Source organism: Micrococcus sp. Mcc28 (assembly GCF_024519775.1).
In the GTDB taxonomy this organism is placed as follows: Bacteria; Actinomycetota; Actinomycetes; order Actinomycetales; family Micrococcaceae; genus Micrococcus; species Micrococcus luteus.
Genome location: NZ_JALJRH010000011.1, coordinates 28,430 through 47,565, shown reverse-complemented (window position 1 = coordinate 47,565; position 19,136 = coordinate 28,430). Strand labels below are relative to the sequence as shown.

General features: G+C 72.9%; 17 protein-coding genes, 2 tRNA genes and 1 other RNA gene. 11 read left to right on the top strand and 9 right to left on the bottom strand.

The window, feature by feature from the left end; all coding sequences use genetic code 11:
* Positions 1-25: 25 nt before the first annotated feature.
* Positions 26-340 (top strand): hypothetical protein, encoded by a 315-nt coding sequence (locus tag NR073_RS07370; RefSeq protein WP_060974041.1) that lies wholly within the window; start codon positions 26-28, stop codon positions 338-340.
* Between the two features lie 21 nt (positions 341-361).
* Here the strand turns inward: NR073_RS07370 and rnpB are convergent.
* An RNA gene (gene rnpB, locus NR073_RS07365) (RNase P RNA component class A) lies at positions 362-740 on the bottom strand.
* Positions 741-884: 144 nt separating this feature from the next.
* Between rnpB and NR073_RS07360 the strand changes: the two genes are divergently transcribed.
* The gene (locus tag NR073_RS07360) at positions 885-2,330 is read left to right on the top strand and encodes a glyceraldehyde-3-phosphate dehydrogenase (RefSeq protein WP_230277806.1); all 1,446 of its coding nucleotides are present in this window, start codon (positions 885-887) and stop codon (positions 2,328-2,330) included.
* An 82-nt stretch (positions 2,331-2,412) separates the two neighbouring features.
* On the opposite strand, the gene def is transcribed toward NR073_RS07360, so the two are convergent.
* Complete coding sequence (gene def, locus NR073_RS07355; protein ID WP_060974043.1) at positions 2,413-3,054, bottom strand: peptide deformylase; 642 nt, start codon at positions 3,052-3,054, stop codon at positions 2,413-2,415.
* A gap of 94 nt (positions 3,055-3,148) precedes the next feature.
* Positions 3,149-3,850 carry a Crp/Fnr family transcriptional regulator gene (locus tag NR073_RS07350; protein ID WP_227717897.1) on the bottom strand — a complete coding sequence of 234 codons (702 nt, stop codon included), beginning with the start codon at positions 3,848-3,850 and terminating at the stop codon, positions 3,149-3,151.
* A gap of 163 nt (positions 3,851-4,013) precedes the next feature.
* Here NR073_RS07350 and NR073_RS07345 point away from each other — a divergent pair, with 163 nt between their 5' ends.
* Together NR073_RS07345 and NR073_RS07340 are read left to right on the top strand one after the other, a co-directional pair.
* On the top strand, positions 4,014-4,241 hold the full coding sequence (locus NR073_RS07345; RefSeq protein ID WP_069941174.1) for a heavy-metal-associated domain-containing protein: 228 nt from the start codon (positions 4,014-4,016) through the stop codon (positions 4,239-4,241).
* Positions 4,242-4,272: 31 nt separating this feature from the next.
* Positions 4,273-6,267 carry a cation-translocating P-type ATPase gene (locus tag NR073_RS07340; protein WP_228070473.1) on the top strand — a complete coding sequence of 665 codons (1,995 nt, stop codon included), beginning with the start codon at positions 4,273-4,275 and terminating at the stop codon, positions 6,265-6,267.
* Here the strand turns inward: NR073_RS07340 and NR073_RS07335 are convergent.
* On the bottom strand, positions 6,183-6,488 hold the full coding sequence (locus NR073_RS07335; protein ID WP_010078879.1) for an antibiotic biosynthesis monooxygenase: 306 nt from the start codon (positions 6,486-6,488) through the stop codon (positions 6,183-6,185). The two genes, NR073_RS07340 and NR073_RS07335, sit on opposite strands and share 85 nt — an antisense overlap.
* A 208-nt stretch (positions 6,489-6,696) precedes the next feature.
* On the opposite strand from NR073_RS07335, the gene NR073_RS07330 reads away from it, so the two are divergent.
* Positions 6,697-7,272: a hypothetical protein gene (locus tag NR073_RS07330; RefSeq protein ID WP_369814512.1), complete on the top strand. Its 576-nt coding sequence runs from the start codon at positions 6,697-6,699 to the stop codon at positions 7,270-7,272.
* Here the strand turns inward: NR073_RS07330 and NR073_RS07325 are convergent.
* Together NR073_RS07325 and orn are read right to left on the bottom strand one after the other, a co-directional pair.
* Positions 7,251-7,326, bottom strand: a tRNA-His gene (locus NR073_RS07325). The genes NR073_RS07330 and NR073_RS07325 overlap by 22 nt on opposite strands.
* Before the next feature lie 103 nt (positions 7,327-7,429).
* Positions 7,430-8,056, bottom strand: a complete 627-nt coding sequence (orn, locus tag NR073_RS07320; RefSeq protein WP_002857127.1) for an oligoribonuclease — start codon at positions 8,054-8,056, stop codon at positions 7,430-7,432.
* A 90-nt stretch (positions 8,057-8,146) separates the two neighbouring features.
* Between orn and mptB (NR073_RS07315) the strand changes: the two genes are divergently transcribed.
* The 3 genes from mptB (NR073_RS07315) to NR073_RS07305 are packed head-to-tail and all read left to right on the top strand — an operon-like array spanning position 8,147 to position 12,908.
* Positions 8,147-9,802 (top strand): polyprenol phosphomannose-dependent alpha 1,6 mannosyltransferase MptB, encoded by a 1,656-nt coding sequence (gene mptB / locus NR073_RS07315; RefSeq protein WP_036316838.1) that lies wholly within the window; start codon positions 8,147-8,149, stop codon positions 9,800-9,802.
* Between the two features lie 50 nt (positions 9,803-9,852).
* Positions 9,853-11,526 (top strand): polyprenol phosphomannose-dependent alpha 1,6 mannosyltransferase MptB, encoded by a 1,674-nt coding sequence (gene mptB, locus NR073_RS07310; RefSeq protein ID WP_256748704.1) that lies wholly within the window; start codon positions 9,853-9,855, stop codon positions 11,524-11,526.
* Positions 11,523-12,908, top strand: coding sequence for a glycosyltransferase family 87 protein (locus NR073_RS07305; RefSeq protein WP_101965509.1), 1,386 nt, complete (start codon positions 11,523-11,525; stop codon positions 12,906-12,908). The genes mptB (NR073_RS07310) and NR073_RS07305 overlap by 4 nt, the downstream gene beginning before the upstream one ends.
* 36 nt (positions 12,909-12,944) lie before the next feature.
* On the opposite strand, the gene NR073_RS07300 is transcribed toward NR073_RS07305, so the two are convergent.
* Together NR073_RS07300 and NR073_RS07295 are read right to left on the bottom strand one after the other, a co-directional pair.
* A complete protein-coding gene (locus NR073_RS07300; RefSeq protein ID WP_060974243.1) occupies positions 12,945-14,390 on the bottom strand; it encodes a DUF2079 domain-containing protein in 1,446 nt (481 codons plus the stop codon).
* A gap of 115 nt (positions 14,391-14,505) precedes the next feature.
* Positions 14,506-14,579, bottom strand: a tRNA-Arg gene (locus NR073_RS07295).
* A gap of 199 nt (positions 14,580-14,778) precedes the next feature.
* On the opposite strand from NR073_RS07295, the gene NR073_RS07290 reads away from it, so the two are divergent.
* Positions 14,779-15,327 (top strand): single-stranded DNA-binding protein, encoded by a 549-nt coding sequence (locus NR073_RS07290; protein WP_122054255.1) that lies wholly within the window; start codon positions 14,779-14,781, stop codon positions 15,325-15,327.
* Between the two features lie 99 nt (positions 15,328-15,426).
* The gene (ettA, locus tag NR073_RS07285; protein WP_060974242.1) at positions 15,427-17,109 is read left to right on the top strand and encodes an energy-dependent translational throttle protein EttA; all 1,683 of its coding nucleotides are present in this window, start codon (positions 15,427-15,429) and stop codon (positions 17,107-17,109) included.
* A gap of 188 nt (positions 17,110-17,297) precedes the next feature.
* On the opposite strand, the gene NR073_RS07280 is transcribed toward ettA, so the two are convergent.
* Positions 17,298-18,317 carry an acyl-CoA thioesterase II gene (locus tag NR073_RS07280; protein ID WP_216886217.1) on the bottom strand — a complete coding sequence of 340 codons (1,020 nt, stop codon included), beginning with the start codon at positions 18,315-18,317 and terminating at the stop codon, positions 17,298-17,300.
* Positions 18,318-18,394: 77 nt separating this feature from the next.
* On the opposite strand from NR073_RS07280, the gene NR073_RS07275 reads away from it, so the two are divergent.
* Complete coding sequence (locus NR073_RS07275) at positions 18,395-19,102, top strand: hypothetical protein (RefSeq protein WP_256748703.1); 708 nt, start codon at positions 18,395-18,397, stop codon at positions 19,100-19,102.
* The last annotated feature ends 34 nt before the right edge of the window (positions 19,103-19,136 follow it).

Here is a 19,136-nt window from a genome sequence, read left to right as displayed (position 1 = left end):
CGCCCCGCATACCAGGAGTCGCCCGATGACCGCCATGAACGTGTTCGGCGTGGTGTACCCGTTCGTCCTGCTCGTGATCGCGGCCGCCGTGTGGCTCGGGGTCCGCTCCAGCGGGCGGGAGCGCACGCATGCCTCGGCCGTGGAGCAGCGCCTGCGGGAGCGCACCTTCACGGGGCAGGACCGGGTGACGCTCGAATGGCCGCGGGATCGGCGACGCCCGAGCCTGGCGAAGGTCGTCTCGATCGGCGAGTCGTACGGGTACCGCCTGCTGGACAAGAGGGAGCGCGAGCACGTGGTGGAGCTCGAGTTCGAGCGGATCCTCGACGACGAGGGGTTCTGACCCCCGCCGGGGGCCGTGAGGCGGGACGGACCGGCTGTAAGCCGGGTTCTGTGCCTCGCGCGCGTTGCCCCGCGCGAGGTGACGGCCATCCATCTGGGCCCGCCATCGCTGACGGGCTCGAGCGGCCAACCCGGACGCTGGGGCGAGCAGCCCTCGTGACGCGTCCTGTTCGGCCTTGCACCGGATGGGGTTTACCGAGCCGGCCCCGTCACCGGGGCCGCTGGTGGTCTCTTACACCACCCTTTCACCCTTACCGCCGCGCACACGGCGCGGAGGCGGTCTTCTCTCTGTGGCACTGGCCCGCGGGTCGCCCCGGGTGGATGTTGTCCACCATCCTGCTCTGCGGTGCCCGGACTTTCCTCGCACCCCCGCAGGGGCACGCGGCCGTCCGCCGATCCGTCCCGACCGACCAGTCTACGCCCCGCCGAGGCCGCGGGGGCGCTCCGGACGTGTCCTCACTTAGAATGGAGGCGTCCGCCGACAACGAGGTCGGGGGATGGGGCCTGCCCAGGACGGCCCCGCCAGGTTTCAAGGAAGGACTCCCGTGGCAGACACCGCCTCGACCCAGACCCCCGAGTGGAACACGCAGCAGAAGCTCGCGGAGAAGATGGTCCCCCTGCTGGGCACCCTGTACCGCGAGCACAACGTGGTCACCTCGATCTACGGGCGCTCCCTCGTGAACCGCGGCGTGATCGACATCATCAAGGCCCACCGCTATGCCCGCCGCGTGCAGCAGGCTCCGCTGAGCGTCGAGTCCACCTACCCCCTGGTCGAGGCCATGGCTGCGATGGACCTGGGCGCCGCCACCATCGACCTGGCCGAGCTGGCCGCCAAGCAGAAGGCCTCGGGGCAGGACGTCCAGGCCTTCCTGGACGCCGAGCTCGCCGAGGTCAAGGGCAAGGCCGGCGAGGGCCTGGGCGAGACCCAGGACGTCGTGCTCTACGGCTTCGGTCGCATCGGCCGCCTGCTGGCCCGCATCCTCCTCGACCACGCCGGCGGTGGCTCCAAGCTGCGCCTGCGTGCCGTCGTCGTGCGCAAGAACTCGGAGGACGACCTGATCAAGCGCGCCTCCCTGCTGCGCCGCGACTCGATCCACGGCCCGTTCGACGGGACGATCGTGGTGGACGAGGACCGCGACGTGATCACCGCCAACGGCACTGAGATCCAGGTCATCTATTCGAACGACCCGACCACGGTGGACTACACCTGCTACGGCATCAAGGACGCGCTGGTCGTCGACAACACCGGACGCTGGCGCGACGACGAGGGCCTGTCCCAGCACCTGCAGGCCCAGGGCGCCGCGAAGGTCCTGCTGACCGCCCCGGGCAAGGGCGAGATGAAGAACATCGTGTACGGCGTGAACTCGGACGACATCACGCCCGAGGACACCATCATCTCGGCGGCCTCCTGCACCACCAACGGGATCACCCCGGTGCTCAAGGTCATCCAGGACGACTACGGCATCGACCACGGCCACGTGGAGACCGTGCACGCCTACACCAACGACCAGAACCTCGTGGACAACTTCCACAAGGGCGCCCGTCGTGGCCGTGCCGCCGGCATGAACATGGTGCTCACCGAGACCGGCGCCGCCAAGGCCGTGGCCAAGGCCCTGCCCGAGCTCAAGGGCAAGCTCTCCGGCAACGCCATCCGCGTCCCCACCCCGGACGTGTCCATGGCCATCCTGAACCTGGAGCTGACCAAGCCCACCTCGGTGGAGGAGCTCAACGCCCGCCTGAAGCAGGAGTCCCTCACCGGCCCCCTGCGCGGCCAGGTCGGCTACGTGGACTCCCCGGAGGTCGTGTCCACCGACTTCGTCGGCTCGGACCGCGCCGGCGTCGTGGACGGCCTGGCGACCCTCGTGAACAACGACGGCAAGAACGCCATCCTCTACGTCTGGTACGACAACGAGTACGGCTACTCGCACCAGGTGATCCGCGTGGTGGAGAAGATGGCGGGCCAGCAGGTCCCCGCCTTCCCGCAGGCCTGACCCGCCGACGACCGACGGCCCGTCCCCGCGGAGGGGACGGGCCGTCGTCGTGTGCCGACCGGGTCGGACGTCGAGCCGAGGCTCAGTCCTCCTTGGGCCCGTGGTCGCCGTCGGGGCCGTGCTCGTGGTCCGCGTGGTCGTCGGCGTCGTGGCCGAAGGGGTCCTCGTCGGTACCGGGCAGCCACGTCACACCGGGCACGTTCAGACGCTCGGCCCGCTGCGCGCGCTTCCAGCGCCGCTGCCACTTGCCCTCGAGCCGGTTCACGTAGAGGGTGCCGTTGAGGTGGTCGTACTCGTGCTGCATGATGCGCGCGAACCAGCCCTCGGCCTCGAACTCGAACATCTCACCGTCCACGCGCTGGCCGGACAGGCGCACGCGGGTCGGGCGCTGCAGGGGGAAGCCGAGCCCGGGCACCGAGAGGCAGCCCTCGGTGTGCTCGTCCGGGTGCGGGTCCTCCCGCGGGGCCTTGTCCAGGTGGGTCAGCACGGGGTTGATCACGTGGCCCACGTTCGGCGCATCGCCGGAGTCCGGGAACGTCCACGTGAAGATCCGCAGCCCGACCCCGACCTGCGGGGCGGCAAGGCCCACGCCGTGCGCGGCGTCCTGCGTGACGTACATGTCCTCGATCAGCTCGCGGATCTCGTCGTCGATCACCTCCACCTCGGCCGCGCGCCGGTGCAGCACGGGCTCGCCGTAGACGGTGATGGGACGGATGGAGGCCATGGCACTGCGCTTCCCGGCCCGGGCTGCGGGCCTGCGTGGGTAGGGGGACGGGGGAGTCCCCAGCCTACCGCCGGCGACACCACGACGACGGCGGTCATTCCGCGGCAAGGGCCTCCAGCGCCTCCGGGTCCAGCAGCGTCACCCGCGGGCCCTCGATGGCGATCAGGCCGTCGTCGGCGAGGCGGCGCAGCCCGCGGCTGAACGCCTCGGGGGTGGTGCCCAGCAGCGAGGCGACGTCCTTCTTCGGCGCGGCCAGCACCACGACGAGGTCGGCCTCGTCCCGGAGGGCCGGCAGGCCGAGCAGATGTCCGGCGATCCGTGCGGTGACAGGCTGATGCTCCCGGGCCAGCCGTTGTTCAGCCTCGGCCAGGCGGACGGCCAGCGTCCGCATCACGCGTCCCCCGATGCCCGGATGCTCGGCCAGGAGTCGGGCGACCTCGGCGTGGGAGAAGGTGCACAGGCGGGTCGCGGCCACGGCGCGCGCCCCATGCCGGGCCGGCTCGCCCGTGAGGAACTCGTGCTCGCCCACGGAGTCCCCCGGCTCGACCATCCGCACCACGCGTTCCCGGCCGGTCGCTGAGCCGAGCGTCAGCGCCAGGCGGCCGCTGTGCACGACGCACAGGCGGTCCGTGCGGTCACCGGCCAGGTGCAGGGCATCGCCGGCCTCGAGCACGAGCGGCCGCGCCAGGGCGGAGACCCGGCGCAGCTGCTCCAGATCCAGCCCGGTGAACAGCGGGACCCGGGCCGCGCACGGCTCTGGTTCATCCACGGGGATGAGGGGCAGGTCGATACGCACGCCATCAGCCTCCCACACGGCGGCTTGACCGCGGTCAAGGCGTACCCGCCGTCCCCTTCGTAGCGTCAGTGACATCCCCGGAGGACGGGGATCGGACCGGGCGCCCGCCCCGTCCGCTCAGCCTCACCGGCGGCCGCGCCGGTGACGACCGACTGGAGTGACCATGACCCCCACCACGCGCACCCTGCTCCGCGCCGAGGGCTTCAGCTGCCCCTCGTGCGTCCGGAAGATCGAGAAGGCCCTCGACGCCCTGCCCGGCGTGACCGGCGCGCAGGTCCACTTCGAGACCCAGCGCATCGAGGTCGACCACGACCCGCAGACCACCACTGCCCAGGACCTCGTCGAGGCCGTCGCCAAGGTCGGCTACACCGCCCGGCTGTCGGCCTTCTGACCCCGCCCGCCCCCGACGAACGGAGCCCGCCATGCCCACCCTCGCCGTCACACGTCCGGGCCGCACCCGTGCCCGGCTCACGTTGTCCCGCCGCTGGCGGCGTCCCGTGGCGGCCGGCCTGCTGATCGCCGTCTCACTCGTGCTGGCGCCCGAGCAGCTGGCCCACGGGACCGGACACCTCGTGGCGGCGGGCCTGATGCTCGCCGCCGCCGTCGTGGCCGGCCTGCCGATCGCGCGCGACGCGATCGCCGCCCTGCGGGTGAAGACCGTCGGCATCGACCTGCTCGTCGCCACCGCCGCGATCGGCGCGTCCCTGCTCGGCAATTTCTGGGAGGCCGCCGCCGTGACCTTCCTCTTCGCCCTCGGCCACGGCCTCGAGGACGCGACCCTGTCTCAGACTCGCTCGGCGCTCGCGGACCTCGTGTCCACGGCGCCCGAGACCGCCGTCGTCGTCGACGCAGACGGGACGCAGCGCACCGTGCCCGCCCACGAGGTGGCCCCCGGCGCGACCGTCCTCGTCAAGGCCGGCGCCCGGGTGCCGGTGGACGGCGTGGTGCTCACCGGGGTCGGCGCCGTGGACGAGGCATCCATCACGGGCGAGTCCATCCCGGCGGAGAAGACCGACGGCGACGCCGTGTACGCGGGCACCGTGGCCACGGCAGGCCTGCTGCAGGTGGAGGCGCGGGGCGTGGGCGCCGACACCACGCTGGCGCGCATCATCCACCGCGTCGAGGCGGCGCAGGAGGCCCGCGCTCGGACCCAGCGGTTCATGGACCGCTTCTCCCGCTGGTACACCCCGGCGATCATGGTGCTGGCCTTCGCGACCGGTCTGATCACGCGGGACGTCCCCCTGGCCCTGACCCTGCTGGTCATCGGCTGCCCGGGCGCCCTCGTGATCTCCATCCCGGTCGCGATCGTGGCGGGGATCGGCCGCGGCGCCAAGGACGGCGTGCTCATCAAGGGAGGGGAGTTCCTCGAGCGCTCCGCGAAGGTCGACGCCGTCGCCGTCGACAAGACCGGCACCCTCACCTCGGGCACCCCCGAGCTGACAGACGTCGTCGCGTTCGAACCCGGGGCCGAGGACGAGGTGCTGCGCTGGGCCGCACGGCTCGAGGCGGCCTCGGACCACCCGTTGGCCGCGCCGGTCGTCGCGGCGGGCCGGGACCGCGGCCTGCTGGACGGCCCGCTGGCCACCGATGTGGACGTCGTCCTCGGCCGCGGGCTCACCGGCGAGGTGGACGGCCGCGTCGTCGCCGTGGGCAACGTGGCGCTGCTGCGCGAGCGCGGCGTGGATCCGGCCGCGACCGACCGGGTCGAGACCGTCGCGGCCGAGCTCGCGGAGGCGGGCCGGACCCCGGTGGCGGTCGTCGTCGACGGCATCCCGCTCGGCGTCCTCGCCATCGCAGACACCCTCCGGTCCGAGGCCGCGGGCATGATCCGGGCGCTGCACGGGATCGGCGTCCGCGAGGTCGTGATGCTGACCGGCGACCAGCCCGGCGTCGCGCAGGCCGTGGCCCGGCAGGTGGGCGTCGACGACGTACGGGCGGGCCTGCTGCCTCAGGACAAGCTCGAGGCGATCGAGGCCCTGCAGGCCGAGGGCCGCGTCGTCGCGATGGTCGGTGACGGCGTCAACGACGCCCCGGCCCTGGCGACGGCGGACATCGGCGTGGCCATGGGCGCGGCCGGCTCCGGTGTGGCCATCGAGACCGCGGACATCGCCCTGATGGGCGACCGGCTCGAGCGGCTGCCGCAGGCGCTCGATCTGGCCCGGCGCACGGTGCGGGTGATGCGGCAGAACATCGCGATCTCCCTCGTGACCGTCGTGGCCCTGCTGGCCGGCGTCTTCGCCGGCGGCGTCACGATGGCCGTCGGCATGCTCGTGCACGAGGCGTCCGTGCTGCTGGTCATCGTGAACGCGATGCGCCTGCTGCGGCGCCCGGGTCAGCCCAGGTCCACGACCTCGAACTCGAGCAGGTCGGCGCCCGTGGCGACCGGCGCCGGGCGGCCGCCCTGCTCGGCGGCGTGAGCGGCGGGCATGCGCCCGTCCCGCCAGCGCTGGAAGTCCTCCTCCGACGCCCACGTCGTGACCACGAAGTAGCGGTCCTCGCCCGCGGTGGGCCGGAGCAGCTGGAAGCCCTCGAAGCCCGGCTCCTGGTCCACCGCGTGCTTGCGGGCGGCGAACCGCTTCTCGAGTTCCGGGCCGGCGCCCTCGGGGACGCTGATGGCGTTGATCTTCACGACGGACATGGGCTGGCCTCCTCGTCGGCGGGGGTGCGGCGTCGGGTCGACGCCCTCACCGGCCGACTCTACGCCCGGCAGCGGACCGGGGATCCGTCGAGCGGTTGATGCCCGGCGGCGTCGTCCCCGTCGCGCTCGCGGTCGCGGCGCTCGCCCTCGCGCTGTTCGAAGGGTTGGAGCGACACCGCGAGAAGGTGCGCCGCTCGGCCTGGACGTGATGGGGGCGGGCCTGGTCCTGGCCGCGATGGCCGCAGGCGCGTTCCTCTCGGACGCCGCGGCCCGTCACCTGGCGGCCCGGTTCGGCGCCCCGGGCACCGTGCTGATCGGGCTGGGCCTGGAGGTGGCCGGGGTCGTGGCGCTCGCCCTGCTCCTGGGCCCGGACACCTCGGGTTGGCTCGTCGCCGTGCCCCTCGTCGTGTACGGCCTCGGGCTCGGCCTGGCCTCGGCGCAGCTGACGGACATGGTGCTCCAGGACATCCCCGTGCAGATCTCGGGTCAGGGCGCCGCGACGCAGAGCACGGTCCGGCAGATCGGCTCAGCGCTGGGCACCGCGTTCGCCGGGGCCACCCTGTCCATCGCCCTCGCCGCCACGCTGCCCGCGGCCCTGGACGACGCCGGCCTCACCGGTCCGGCGGCCGACTCGCTCGCCGCGGCCACGCGGGACTCGGCTGGCACCACGATCCCGCAGCTGCGGGCGCAGGGGGAGCGCGGCCCGCTCGGGGAGCACACGAAGAAGCCCCCGGAACCAGTAAGGATTCCGGGGGCTTCGAGTGGGGTGAGCGACGGGGATTGAACCCGCGACCTTCTGGACCACAACCAGACGCTCTGCCGACTGAGCTACGCCCACCATGTCTGCTTCACACGGACGGATCCGCGCGGCGCAGCGGGGTCCACAGTACACGAGATCCCGCGCAGCGCCGAATCGGGGCAGTGGGGCCGGGAGTGCCTGCTCAGGCCTGCGCCCCGGACACCACCTCCGCGATGGCGCGGGCCTCCTCCGTGGTGGGGCCGGGGGCGGGGGCCATGACGGCGGCCCGGTAGTAGCGCAGCTCGGTGATGGAGTCCTTGATGTCCCCGAGGGCGCGGTGGCCGCCGGTCTTGGCGGGGGCCTGGTAGTAGGCGCGCGGGTACCAGCGCCGGGCCAGCTCCTTCACGGTGGACACGTCCACGATCCGGTAGTGCAGGTGGTCGACGACGGCGGGCATGTAGCGGGCGAGGAACAGCTTGTCCTGGCCCACCGTGTTGCCGGCCAGCAGGCCCTTGCCGGCGGGCACGCGGGCGGCGATGTACTCGAGGACGCGCGCGGCGGCGTCGTCGAGCTCGAGGCCCTCCGCGAGCTCCGGCAGGAGGCCCGAGGTGGTGTGCATGTCCCGGACGAACGGGTCCATCTGCTCGAGGGCGGCCGCGGAGGGACGGATCACCAGGTCGATGCCCTCGTCCAGGATGTTCAGCTCGGCGTCCGTGATGAGCACCGCCACCTCGACGAGCTCGTCGACCTGGGGGTGCAGGCCGGTCATCTCGCAGTCGATCCAGACCAGGGGGGCGCTCTCCGGCGCGGGGGTGCTCGTCTCGCTCATGCCCCCAGGCTACTCGCGTGTCACGATGGTAGATTCGAGCGAGCCGCGCCCTCGCGCGCCCACGCAGGACCGCACGGAAGGACCCGTCGCATGAGCGTGTCGACCCCGCGTCCGTCCGGGTCCACGGCCCACCGGCCGGAGTACGTCGGCGTCGGCGGCCTCCGCGCGGACCCCCAGGTCGCCGGCGCGGACTGGTGGCCCATCCTGGTGGGGACCCTCGGCTCCCTCCTCCTGGTGGTGGGCTCGTACTCCGTCGGCTGGCTGGCCTCGGCCTCCCCGATCAACCGCTGGCAGTGGCTGATCCCGTGGCGCACCCAGGAGACCGGCGTGCTGGCCGGCACGGTGCTCCTCACCCTCGGCTGCTGGGTGATGTTCTGGGCCTGGCTGCGGCTGGGCCAGACGATCCGCCCCTTCGGCCGCGGCGCTTTGCGCACGGTCAACCTCGCCACCGTCCTGTGGTGCCTGCCCCAGGTCGTGGCACTGCCGATCTTCAGCCGGGACATCTTCGCCTACGTGGGGCAGGGCCGTCTCATGGTGGCGGGGCAGGACCCCTACGTGGACACGATCTCCTCGCTGTCCAACTGGTTCCAGCTCGGAGCGGACGCGACCTGGGCGGACTCCGAGACCCCGTACGGTCCGATCTTCCTGTGGATCGAGCAGGCCGTCGTCGCGATCTCGGGGGACATGAACCCGGACCTGGCGATCTTCCTGTTCCGCCTGGTGGCGGTGGCCGGCGTCGCGCTGATCATGGTCTTCGTGCCGCTGCTCGCCCGCCGGCTGGGCGTCAACGGTGCGTGGGCGCAGTGGATCAGCGCCGCCAACCCGCTCTTCACCATCAGCTTCGTCGCGTCCGGGCACAACGACGCCCTCATGGTCGGCCTCGCCCTGGCCGGCACGTGGTGCGCGCTGCGCGCCGGACATCCGCTCCGCCCCCAGCGACCCGGGCAGTCCGTCGCGTGGGGGGTGGCCGGCGTCGTGCTGGTCACCCTGTCCCTGGGCATCAAGCCCATCACCCTCGTGCTGCTCCCGTTCATCGGCCTGCTGTGGGCCGGCCCGACGGCCCGATGGCCGCGCCGGTTCGCCTTCTGGGCCCTCACCGCCGGGATCTCCTTCGGCCTCATGGCCCTGGTGGGCGTGCTCAACGGCTTCGGCTTCGGCTGGGTGGCCGTGATGGTCGGCACGGGCACGGGCACCGTGCCGTGGGGGCCGATCGGCATGCTGTCCCTCATCACGGTGGGGGCGAGCGAGCTCCTCGGGCAGGGGGCGGACGTGCAGGCCGTCGAGGGGGTGTACAAGACCGCCGGACGCGTGCTCTCGGTGCTCATCGTGCTGGCCCTGATGTTCCTCGGCCGCCAGGACCGCGTGATGACGCGCATGACCTGGGCGTTCACCGCGCTGGTGATCCTCTCGCCCATCATCCAGCCCTGGTACCTGTTGTGGCTGCTCCCGTTCTTCGCCGTGATCGGCATCCGGGACAACTGGCAGATCAAGTGGGTCGTGTTCACGGTCGGCTACTTCCTGGCGTTCGGCGCGTCGGACCAGCTCTTCACCTGGCAGTTCCTGGACATCGCGGACCAGGTCAAGGCCGTGTCCCTGATCGTCTCCGCCGTGTGTCTGCTGTGGATCCTCGTCGTGGACCGCCGCACCAGCCGGTTCGTGAAGGACCACTGGCACGTGCGCCCCGCCGTGCGCGCCGGCCTGGCCCGGCTCCGTGGCGCCCCTCGACCCGTGGAGCCGGGGGAGTGAGGCCCGCCGCCCCCGCGACGACCGGCGCCCGAGGGCCCCGTCCGAGCCGCGTGGCGGCGCAGCCCGAGCCGGAGGCGGCCGTCCGCCGGGGCACGTGGGCGTCCGTGCTCATCACGGTGGGCTCCTGGGGCGTGGGGTGGCTGCCGATGACGCCCGACTCGGTGTTCTCCGGCACCACCCTGCTCAACCCGCTGCGGGTCTACCTTCCCGGCGTGCTGCTCAGCACCGTGCTGCTGGCCGCCGGCTCGCTGCTCCTCGTCCGATCCTGGCTCGAGCTGGGCCGCGCGCTGCGGGGCCGCTGGGAGGAGCACGGCCGGCTGGTGGCCCACGCCGCCTGGTGGTGGTCCGCCCCGCTGATGCTCGCGCTGCCGATCTTCTCCCGCGATGTGTTCTCCTACCTCCAGCAGGGCCGGCTCCTCGCGTCGGGTCTCGACCCGTACTCCCAGGGCGTGTCCGCCCTGCCCGGCTGGTTCATGCAGGGGGCGGACTCCATCTGGGCCGAGTCCCCGTCCCCCTACGGGCCGCTGTTCCTGCTGTTCGCCGAGACGACGTGGCGGGCCACGGGCGGCAGCATCGAACTGTCCGTCACGGCGTTCCGCCTCCTCGCCCTGGCGGGCCTGGCACTGTGCCTGTGGGCGGTGCCGCGGCTGGCCGCCGTCGCGGGCCGGTGCGGGCCGTGGGCCACGTGGGTGGCCGTGGCGAACCCGTTGTTCCTGCTCTACATGATCGCCGGCGCGCACAATGACGCGCTGATGTCGGGGCTGATGCTCGCGGGCATCCTGCTCATGGTCCGCCCGCCCCGCCGCCGCGTGCATGCGCTGTGGGGGATCGTGCTGATCGCCCTGTCCGTCGCGATCAAGCCCCTGACAGCTTTGGTGCTGCCCTTCGTGGCCCTGCTCCTGCCCACCGGCTGGGCCCGGTTCCGCGCGGCCGATCCGCGCCTGCGCCGGCGGGACCGGCTCGGCCCGTGGTTCACGACGGCGGTGATCTCCCTGGCCGTCCTCACGATCCTCGGCGCCGGCTCCGGCCTCTGGTTCGGCTGGGTGCCGGCCATGCTCACGAGCGGGGACGCGGCGTTCCCGTACGCTCCCGTGGGCCTGCTCGGCCTGCTGCTCGGCGCGGTCGTCGACGCCGTGACGCCCCTGGGGGCGCGCGACGTGGCCGCGGCCTTCTACACCGTGATGACGGTGGCGGCCCTCGGCTTCACGGCGTGGCTGGCCCTGCGCCGCCGCCCCCTGGACCCGGTGTTCAGCGCGGCGGCCGTGCTCGTGGTGGCCGTCGCCACCGCCCCGATCATCCAGCCGTGGTACCTGCTCTGGGTCCTGCCGCTGCTGGCGTGCGCCCTCCGCCCGCTGCCGTGGGGCGCCGACCATCCCCGCTGGCTCGGGTGGGTCACCGCGCTCGCGGTGCTGCTGCTCACCGGCGTCGGCGTGGTGGACCAGCTCTCGGTGGCACAGTGGCTGCCGGTCCTGGCCGTCCGCGTGTTCACCCTCGTCCTGATGCTCGCGGGGATCGGATGGATCATCCACCGCGATCCCGTCACCGCGCCCCTGTTCCCCGGGCGGCGGCGTCCTCCCCTGGAGGTGGTCGAGCCGCGGGCCGAGGCGGCGTCGTCGACGCCTCCGGAGGCGGGCGTGCCGCCGGACGCACCGCCCGACGGGCCGCCGTCGACCGCCTCGCACTCCGCCTCCTCGTCCACCCGCATCCCCCAGGAGAGACCGTGACCTCCCACCCCCGCAGTCCCGCCCCGACCCGCCCGAGCGCCCGCTGGGTCGGCCTGCTCGTCGGCCTGACCGTGGTGGCTGCCGCCGTCGGCGTGCTGACCAAGCAGTGGTGCCGCGTGAACGGCTGGGCGGCCCCCGGCGTGCACGCGCACATGTGCTATTCGGACTTCGCCCAGCTGTTCCCCACGCGTGGCCTCTCCGACGGCCACTTCCCCTTCTACACGCCGCTGCCGCCCGAGCAGTGGATGGAGTACCCGGCGTTGCTGGCCGTGGTCGCGGGTGTGACCATGTGGTTCGTGCCCGCGTCCGGCGACCTGCACGAGCGCACCGTGACCTACTTCGACGTGAACGCGATCGGCGTGGTGCTGTGCTGGATCGTGCTGGTCGTCGCGACCGCGTACACCGCCCGCGGTCGCTCCCGGGACGCCCTCCTCGTGGCCCTGGCCCCGGGGATCATCCTCACCTCGATGCTCAACTGGGACCTGTGGGCCGTGATGCTGGCCGCCCTGGCCCTGTGGGCGTGGACGGCGGGCCGTCCGACCCTCGCCGGCATGCTCATCGGACTCGGCACCGCCACGAAGCTGTACCCACTGTTCTTCTTCGGCGCGATCTTCGTGCTGGCGCTGCGCACGGGCCGCTGGGCCGGGTTCGTGAAGGCGGCCGTGGCCGGGGCGGCGGCCTGGCTCGCCGTGAACCTCCCGTTCATGCTGACGGCGTTCGACCAGTGGTCCCGCTTCTACACGTTCTCGGGGGACCGCGCGGTCTCCTTCTCCTCGACCTGGCTGGCGCTGGCCTGGACAGGATGGTCCGGGGAGACGTTCACGACGCTCCAGAACGGCCTGTTCCTGGTGTGCTGCGCGGGGATCGCCTACCTCGCCCTCGCGGCGCGGCACCGTCCGCGCATGGCCCAGCTGTGCTTCCTGATCGTGGCGTCCTTCATCCTGTGGGGGAAGGTGTACTCGCCGCAGTTCGTGATGTGGCTGATCCCGCTCGTGGTCCTCGCGACGCCGCGGTGGCGCGCGTTCTGGATCTGGCAGGCCGTAGAGGTCTACCACTGGGGCGGGGTGTGGATGGAGTCGGCCCGCATCACCTCGGACGGGGCGTTCGCCGGCGGCGCCTGGTGGATCACCGCCTGGTACGCCTCGGGGATCGTGGCGCACATCGTCGCCCTCGTGTGGCTCATGACCACGGTGGTCAAGGACGTCCTGGACCCCGCCCGTGACCCGGTGCGCCGCACCGCCCTCGACCAGGGCGCCCCCGAGATCGCCCCGGGGGTGGCGGAGGACCCACACGCCGGCGTCTTCACCGGTGCACCTGACCGACTGCTCCTGCCCCCGGCCGGACGCGGCCTGCAGCCGCTCGGCGGGTCCGCGGACCGCTGACGGCGGGGCGGGTCCGCCGACGCCGTGGGGCGCGGCTCAGCGGTGTTCGAGGTACGTCGTGCAGGTGGGCGAGACCGCGCGGTCCGGGTGGTGCAGGACGACGACGTCGCCCGCGGACCAGACCCGCTCGAAGCCGAGCCGCTCGGCGCGGGCCAGTGCCTGCTCCGGGGTGAGGGGGTCCCAGCCGCCGAGCTCGGGCACCGAGGTGTCCACGATCATCCACGTGGCCAGTTCGTCTCCGATGTCCCCGTGCAGCCCGACGTGGGTGCGGGCCGTCAGGTGCGGCACGGCGTTGTCGGCGGCCTCGACGCACACCCCGTCCGGGATCAGCGCGACCGCGTGGTCGAGGTCGCGGGCGTGCTGCGTCATCGTCATGTCGCCGACGATCGTGCGGTGCAGCGGGTACACCTGCGGGAAGAACGCGGTGCCGATCAGACCGGCGGCCAGCGCCGTGGAGACGAGGACGGCGGGCAGCCGGCGCAGCGTGTCCCGGCGTCCGGCCAGCCGGTGGGCCGCCTCGAGCGCGGCCATGAGCAGCAGCGGGGCGAGGATCGCGTCGTACTGGTACACGGGGGCCCACACGTTGAGGCGGTCGTTGAACAGCCGCGAGAGCAGGATCGGCAGGGCCATCAGCGTGAGCGGGCTCAGGACCGGCAGGAACAGCAGCGGGACGAAGTGCAGGAGCCAGAGGGCCACCTTCAGCGGGTGGTCGAACAGCACCGCGACGGCGTTCCACGGTTGGGTCAGCAGGAACAGGACCGAACTGCGCATGTCCGGGCCCAGGGCGGTGAACTGCCAGTAGCCGAACGCCCCGGTGGGGGAGTAGTGGGGGATCACCACGGACGTGGCGAACCAGTAGCCGAGCACACCCAGCACGGCGGTGACCGCGGCCTGCGGCCAGAAGCGCCGGATCGCCATCACCAGGGCCACGGCCAGCAGGGTCACGCCCATGTCCTCTCGGACCGTGAGCAGCAGCGCCGCCAGGCCGGTGGCGAGCCACGCCCGCTGCCCGTCCAGGGCCCACACGAGCCAGGCGAGGATCGGCACGCCGAGGGTGACCTCGTGGAAGTCCCAGTTCACCATCGCCTGGAAGGGCCAGGAGAGCAGCAGGGCGGCGACGGCGGCCAGGGCCACCCCGTGTCCCGTGCGACGACGGGCGAACAGGTACACCGGCACGGCGGACGCGGCGAGGGCCAGCGCCATGACCACGCCGAGCATGCGGGGGTCCGGCCACACCCAGTAGAAGGGGGCCAGCAGCGCGAGGATCGGGTGGAAGTGATCGCCGAGGATGTGGAAGTCCACGCCCTTGACGGAGCTGAGGGGGGCGTTGAACAGCGCGTACTGCCGCACCACCTGGTCGAAGATGCCCAGGTCGTAGCCCTTGGCCTCGTAGGTGGCGTACCGCAGGAAGGAGTGCGTCACGTACAGGGCCGCGGCCGCGACGAGCAGGGCGGCCAGCTGGACGCCCTCGCGACGGGTCACACGGACCTCGGGGACGGCGGGTCGCGGGGCGCGGAGCCAGGAGCGCAGACGGTCCAGGACGGTCTCCTTCGGGCGGTCGTCGGGCGTGCTCGGACGGCTCCGCCCCTGGTCTGGGTGCCCCAGGAGGGATTCGAACCCCCGACCGGCGGATTAGAAGGCCGCTGCTCTGTCCAGCTGAGCTACTGGGGCTGGGCCGTGTCAGTCTAACGGCCGCCGGCCTCGGCGCCGTCGGCTCCTGCACAGTCGCCCGGGGACCTCCGCGCGTCCCCAGGCCGGCCCCCGATCCTGCCGGGGTGCCCCGCGGCGGGGTTGTCTGGCCATGGCGGATCAGCCGATGCGCCGACGACCCGCCCCGGCGCCCACCGGGGCCCAGCCCAGGAGGCACACCATGCAGGACCTCATCACCGTGCGCGGCTTCGTGGCCACGGACCCCGCCACCCGCCACACCGCATCCGGGGCCGCCGTGACCGGCTTCCGCCTGGCCACCACCGAGCGGCGCTTCGACCGCGAGGCCGCCGAGTGGGTGGACGCCCACACCAACTGGTACAGCATCTCGGCGTTCGGCCAGCTCGGCTCGAACACCGCCCAGTCCGTGAAGAAGGGCAACCCCGTGATCGTCACCGGTCGACTCCGGGTCCGCGACTGGTCCTCGGGCGAGCGCTCCGGCACGTCCGTGGACGTGGTGGCGGACGCCGTCGGGCTGGACCTGGGCTTCGGCTCGGCGGCATTCCAGCGCAGCCAGCGCGCGGCCGTGCCGCGCCCCGAGTCGGCCCCGCGCGACGACGCGTCGGGTGGGCGGGCCGGCGCGGTCGGCGACGGGTTCAACGTGGGGCTGCCGGACGGGTTCCAGGGTGGCGACGCCCCGGCCTCGCCCGGCCCGGGCGAGCCGGACGCGGAAGCCCCCGACCGCGAGCCGGCGGCGGCCGGCGTCGCCTGACCACGAAGCGGCACGGAGCACGGAGGGGGGAGCGGGCTCGGTGGTCGCGGGATCGGCACGATGAGTGGAATCCCGCGGCCACCGACTAGCCTGGGCCGCATGGCGGAATTCATCTACACGATGGTCAAGGCCCGCAAGAAGGTGGGCGACAAACTGATCCTGGACGACGTCACCATGTCGTTCTACCCCGGGGCGAAGATCGGCATGGTCGGCCCCAACGGCGCCGGCAAGTCGACGATCCTGAAGATCATGGCCGGGCTGGACGAGCCCTCGAACGGCGAGGCGCGGCTCTCTCCCGGCTACTCGGTGGGCATCCTGATGCAGGAGCCCAAGCTGGACGAGTCCAAGACCGTGCTCGAGAACGTCCAGGAGGGCGTCGGCGAGATCTACGGCAAGATCCAGCGCTACAACCAGATCTCCGAGGAGATGGCGAACCCGGACGCGGACTTCGACGCCCTCATGGAGGAGATGGGCGAGCTGCAGTCCGCCATCGACGCCGCGGACGCGTGGGACATCGACTCCCAGCTCGAGCAGGCGATGGACGCCCTGCGCACGCCCCCGGGGGACGAGCCGGTCACAAACCTCTCCGGTGGCGAGAAGCGCCGCGTCGCGCTGTGCAAGCTGCTGTTGGAGAAGCCGGACCTCCTCCTGCTCGACGAGCCCACCAACCACCTGGACGCCGAGTCCGTGCTGTGGCTCGAGCAGCACCTGGCCTCCTACCCGGGCGCCGTCATCGCCGTCACCCACGACCGGTACTTCCTCGACCACGTCGCGGAGTGGATCGCGGAGGTCGACCGCGGCCGCCTCTACCCGTACGAGGGCAACTACTCCACCTACCTAGAGACCAAGCGCGCCCGCCTCGAGGTGCAGGGCAAGAAGGACGCCAAGCTCGCCAAGCGCCTGGCCGATGAGCTCGACTGGGTCCGCTCCAACACGAAGGGCCGCCAGGCGAAGTCCAAGGCCCGCCTGGCCCGCTACGAGGAGATGGCGGCCGAGGCCGAGAAGACCCGCAAGCTGGACTTCGAGGAGATCCAGATCCCGCCGGGCCCGCGCCTGGGCACCGTCGTGATCGAGGCCAAGGACCTGAAGAAGGGCTTCGGGGACCGCGTCCTCATCGACGGCCTGTCCTTCTCCCTGCCCCGCAACGGCATCGTCGGCGTGATCGGCCCGAACGGCGTCGGCAAGACCACCCTGTTCAAGACCATCGTCGGTCTCGAGCCCCTGGACGGCGGCGAGCTGAAGATCGGCGAGACCGTGAAGATCTCGTACGTGGACCAGTCCCGCTCCAACATCGACCCCGAGAAGTCGCTGTGGGAGGTCGTCTCGGACGGCCTGGACTACATCAAGGTCGGCAACGTCGAGATGCCCTCGCGCGCCTACGTGTCCGCGTTCGGCTTCAAGGGCCCGGACCAGCAGAAGAAGGCCGGCGTGCTCTCCGGCGGTGAGCGCAACCGCCTGAACCTGGCCCTGACCCTCAAGGAGGGCGGCAACCTGCTGCTCCTCGATGAGCCCACCAACGACCTCGACGTGGAGACCCTGACCTCCCTCGAGAACGCGCTGCTCGAGTTCCCGGGCTGCGCGGTGGTCGTCTCCCACGACCGCTGGTTCCTGGACCGCGTCGCCACCCACATGCTGGCCTACGAGGGCACCGCGGAGGACCCGGCCAACTGGTACTGGTACGAGGGCAACTTCGAGTCCTACGAGGCCAACAAGGTCGATCGGCTCGGCCCCGAGGCCGCCCGCCCGCACCGCATGACGCACCGCAAGCTCACGCGCGACTGAGCCGACGCGCCCCCGGGCGCCGCGCCGACGACGGCCCGCCGCGATCACGTGATCGCGACGGGCCGTCGTCGTGCCGGGGCCGGGTCCACGTCGACCGCCACGAACGGTGCGCCCGCGGCGCGGACGGCGAGCCGCCTCACCCGTGGCAGGGCCCGATGGGCAGCCTCACCCCCTGCGGAACCGCCGGGTCAGCGCCGCCAGCTGCGGCGCAGCACCGTCCGCAGGGCCATGCGCTGGGCCGCGCCCCGGGCCCGCGCCCGCCGGGCGGCGGCCCCCTCGGGCAGGCGGATCATGCCCTCCTGGGCGACCGTGGCCACGAGCGTCCCGTCCTCGGTGAACACGGCGCCCGTGCCGAGGCCGCGCGCGCCCTGGGCGCTGGGGGAGTCCTGGACGTAGAGCAGCCACTGGTCGACGCGGGCGGGCCGGTGGAACCACATCGCGTGGTCCAGGGACGCCACGGACATGCCGGGCTGGATCCAGGCGACGCCGTGCTGCCGCAGGATCGGCTCGAGAAGCGTGTAGTCCGAGGCGTAGGTGAGCGCCGCCCGGTGCAGCGCGGGGTCGTCGGCCAGCGGCGTGAACGTCTTCATCCACACCATGTTGCGGTTCTCGGTCTCCGGGGCCGGGTCCACGTAGAGGGCCGGGGTGACGTGACGGATGTCGAACGGCCGGGCCCACGCCCACTCCTGGGCCACGGGGTGGTTGATGCCGCCCAGCACGTCCGCCGTCGTGGGCAGGTCCTCGGGCCGGGGCACGCCCTCGGGCATGGCCACCTGGTGGTCCAGCGCGCTGCCGGCGGGTTCCTGGAAGGAGCACGTCAGGGCGAGGATGGCCTTCTCGTTCTGAGAGGCCAGCACCCGGCGGACGGAGAAGGAGCGGCCGTCCCGCAGCGTCTCGACGGTGAACGTGATGGGCTGGAGCGCGTCCCCGGGGCGGATGAAGTAGCCGTGGAGCGAGTGGGCGGGGCGGGCGCCCGGCACCGTGCGGGAGGCGGCCGCCAGCGACTGGGCGAGCACCTGGCCGCCGAACACCCGGCCGCGCGTCTGCCGGGGAGTCGTGCCCGTGAAGCGGACCTGACCCGTCACCGGGTCCGGCGCGGCCGGCGTCAGCTCCAGGATCCCGCGCAGCACGTCGGTGGGGTCCTTCGGGGCCGAGGCCGGACGGCCCGGTGCGCGACTGGGGCGGGGACGGGGATGGCGTTGCGGCACGAACGGCTCCTTCGACGTGGATGGACCCCGCGACGGCGGGGCGGCCCGGGACGCGGCGGACCTGGGACAATGCTTGCATGACCGAGCACTCCGCCGCCCCCGTCCTCCGCTTCGTCGACGACCGCGCTGTGCGGGATCTCGAGCAGCTGGCCACCCGCGCGCGTCGCGTCGCCGATACGGGGATGCGCCTGCACGTCGTGCCCGAGGCGGGGCGCTCTCGCACCCCGATGCTCGCCCAGTGGGTCTCCGTGCTGCAGCCGGCCGGGCTGGGAGACGGGGTGCCTGTCGTCCTGGGGCTGCGCACCGTGCCCCTGGCGACCGCAGACGGCGTGGCGGACCTGGACGCCGTCGTCGCCCTGGGCTCCGTCACCGAGCGCACCGCCCGGATGCGTGGTCAGGACCCCGTCGACCTGGCGTTCGCCGTGCCGCCGGGCCGCGAGCACGTCACCTGGACCGCGCTGACCCCGCCCCGCGGCGGCTGGACGCCCGTGGCCGAGGTCGCCGACGAGGAGCTGGCCGAAGTGGCCACGCGCGGCGCCGACGCCGTGCGGGACGCCCTGCCCGAGAACCCGGGGGAGGCGCTGGTCCGCAAGATCCGGGCGCAGATGTGGGGACCCCTGCTCGGGGGCGACGCTCTGCAGTTCCCGGCCGGCATGGCCTTCGGCGCGCACGCGCTGGGCTTCCTGCGGCCCGGCGGCCGCGCCCGGCTCAGCACGGCGGGGCCGTGGACGCGCCTGGACACCCCCGGCGGCTTCGTACTGGGCCGCCCCGCCATGGCGGTGTGAGCCCGCGCCCCATGTCGGGGCGCGGACCGCGGGC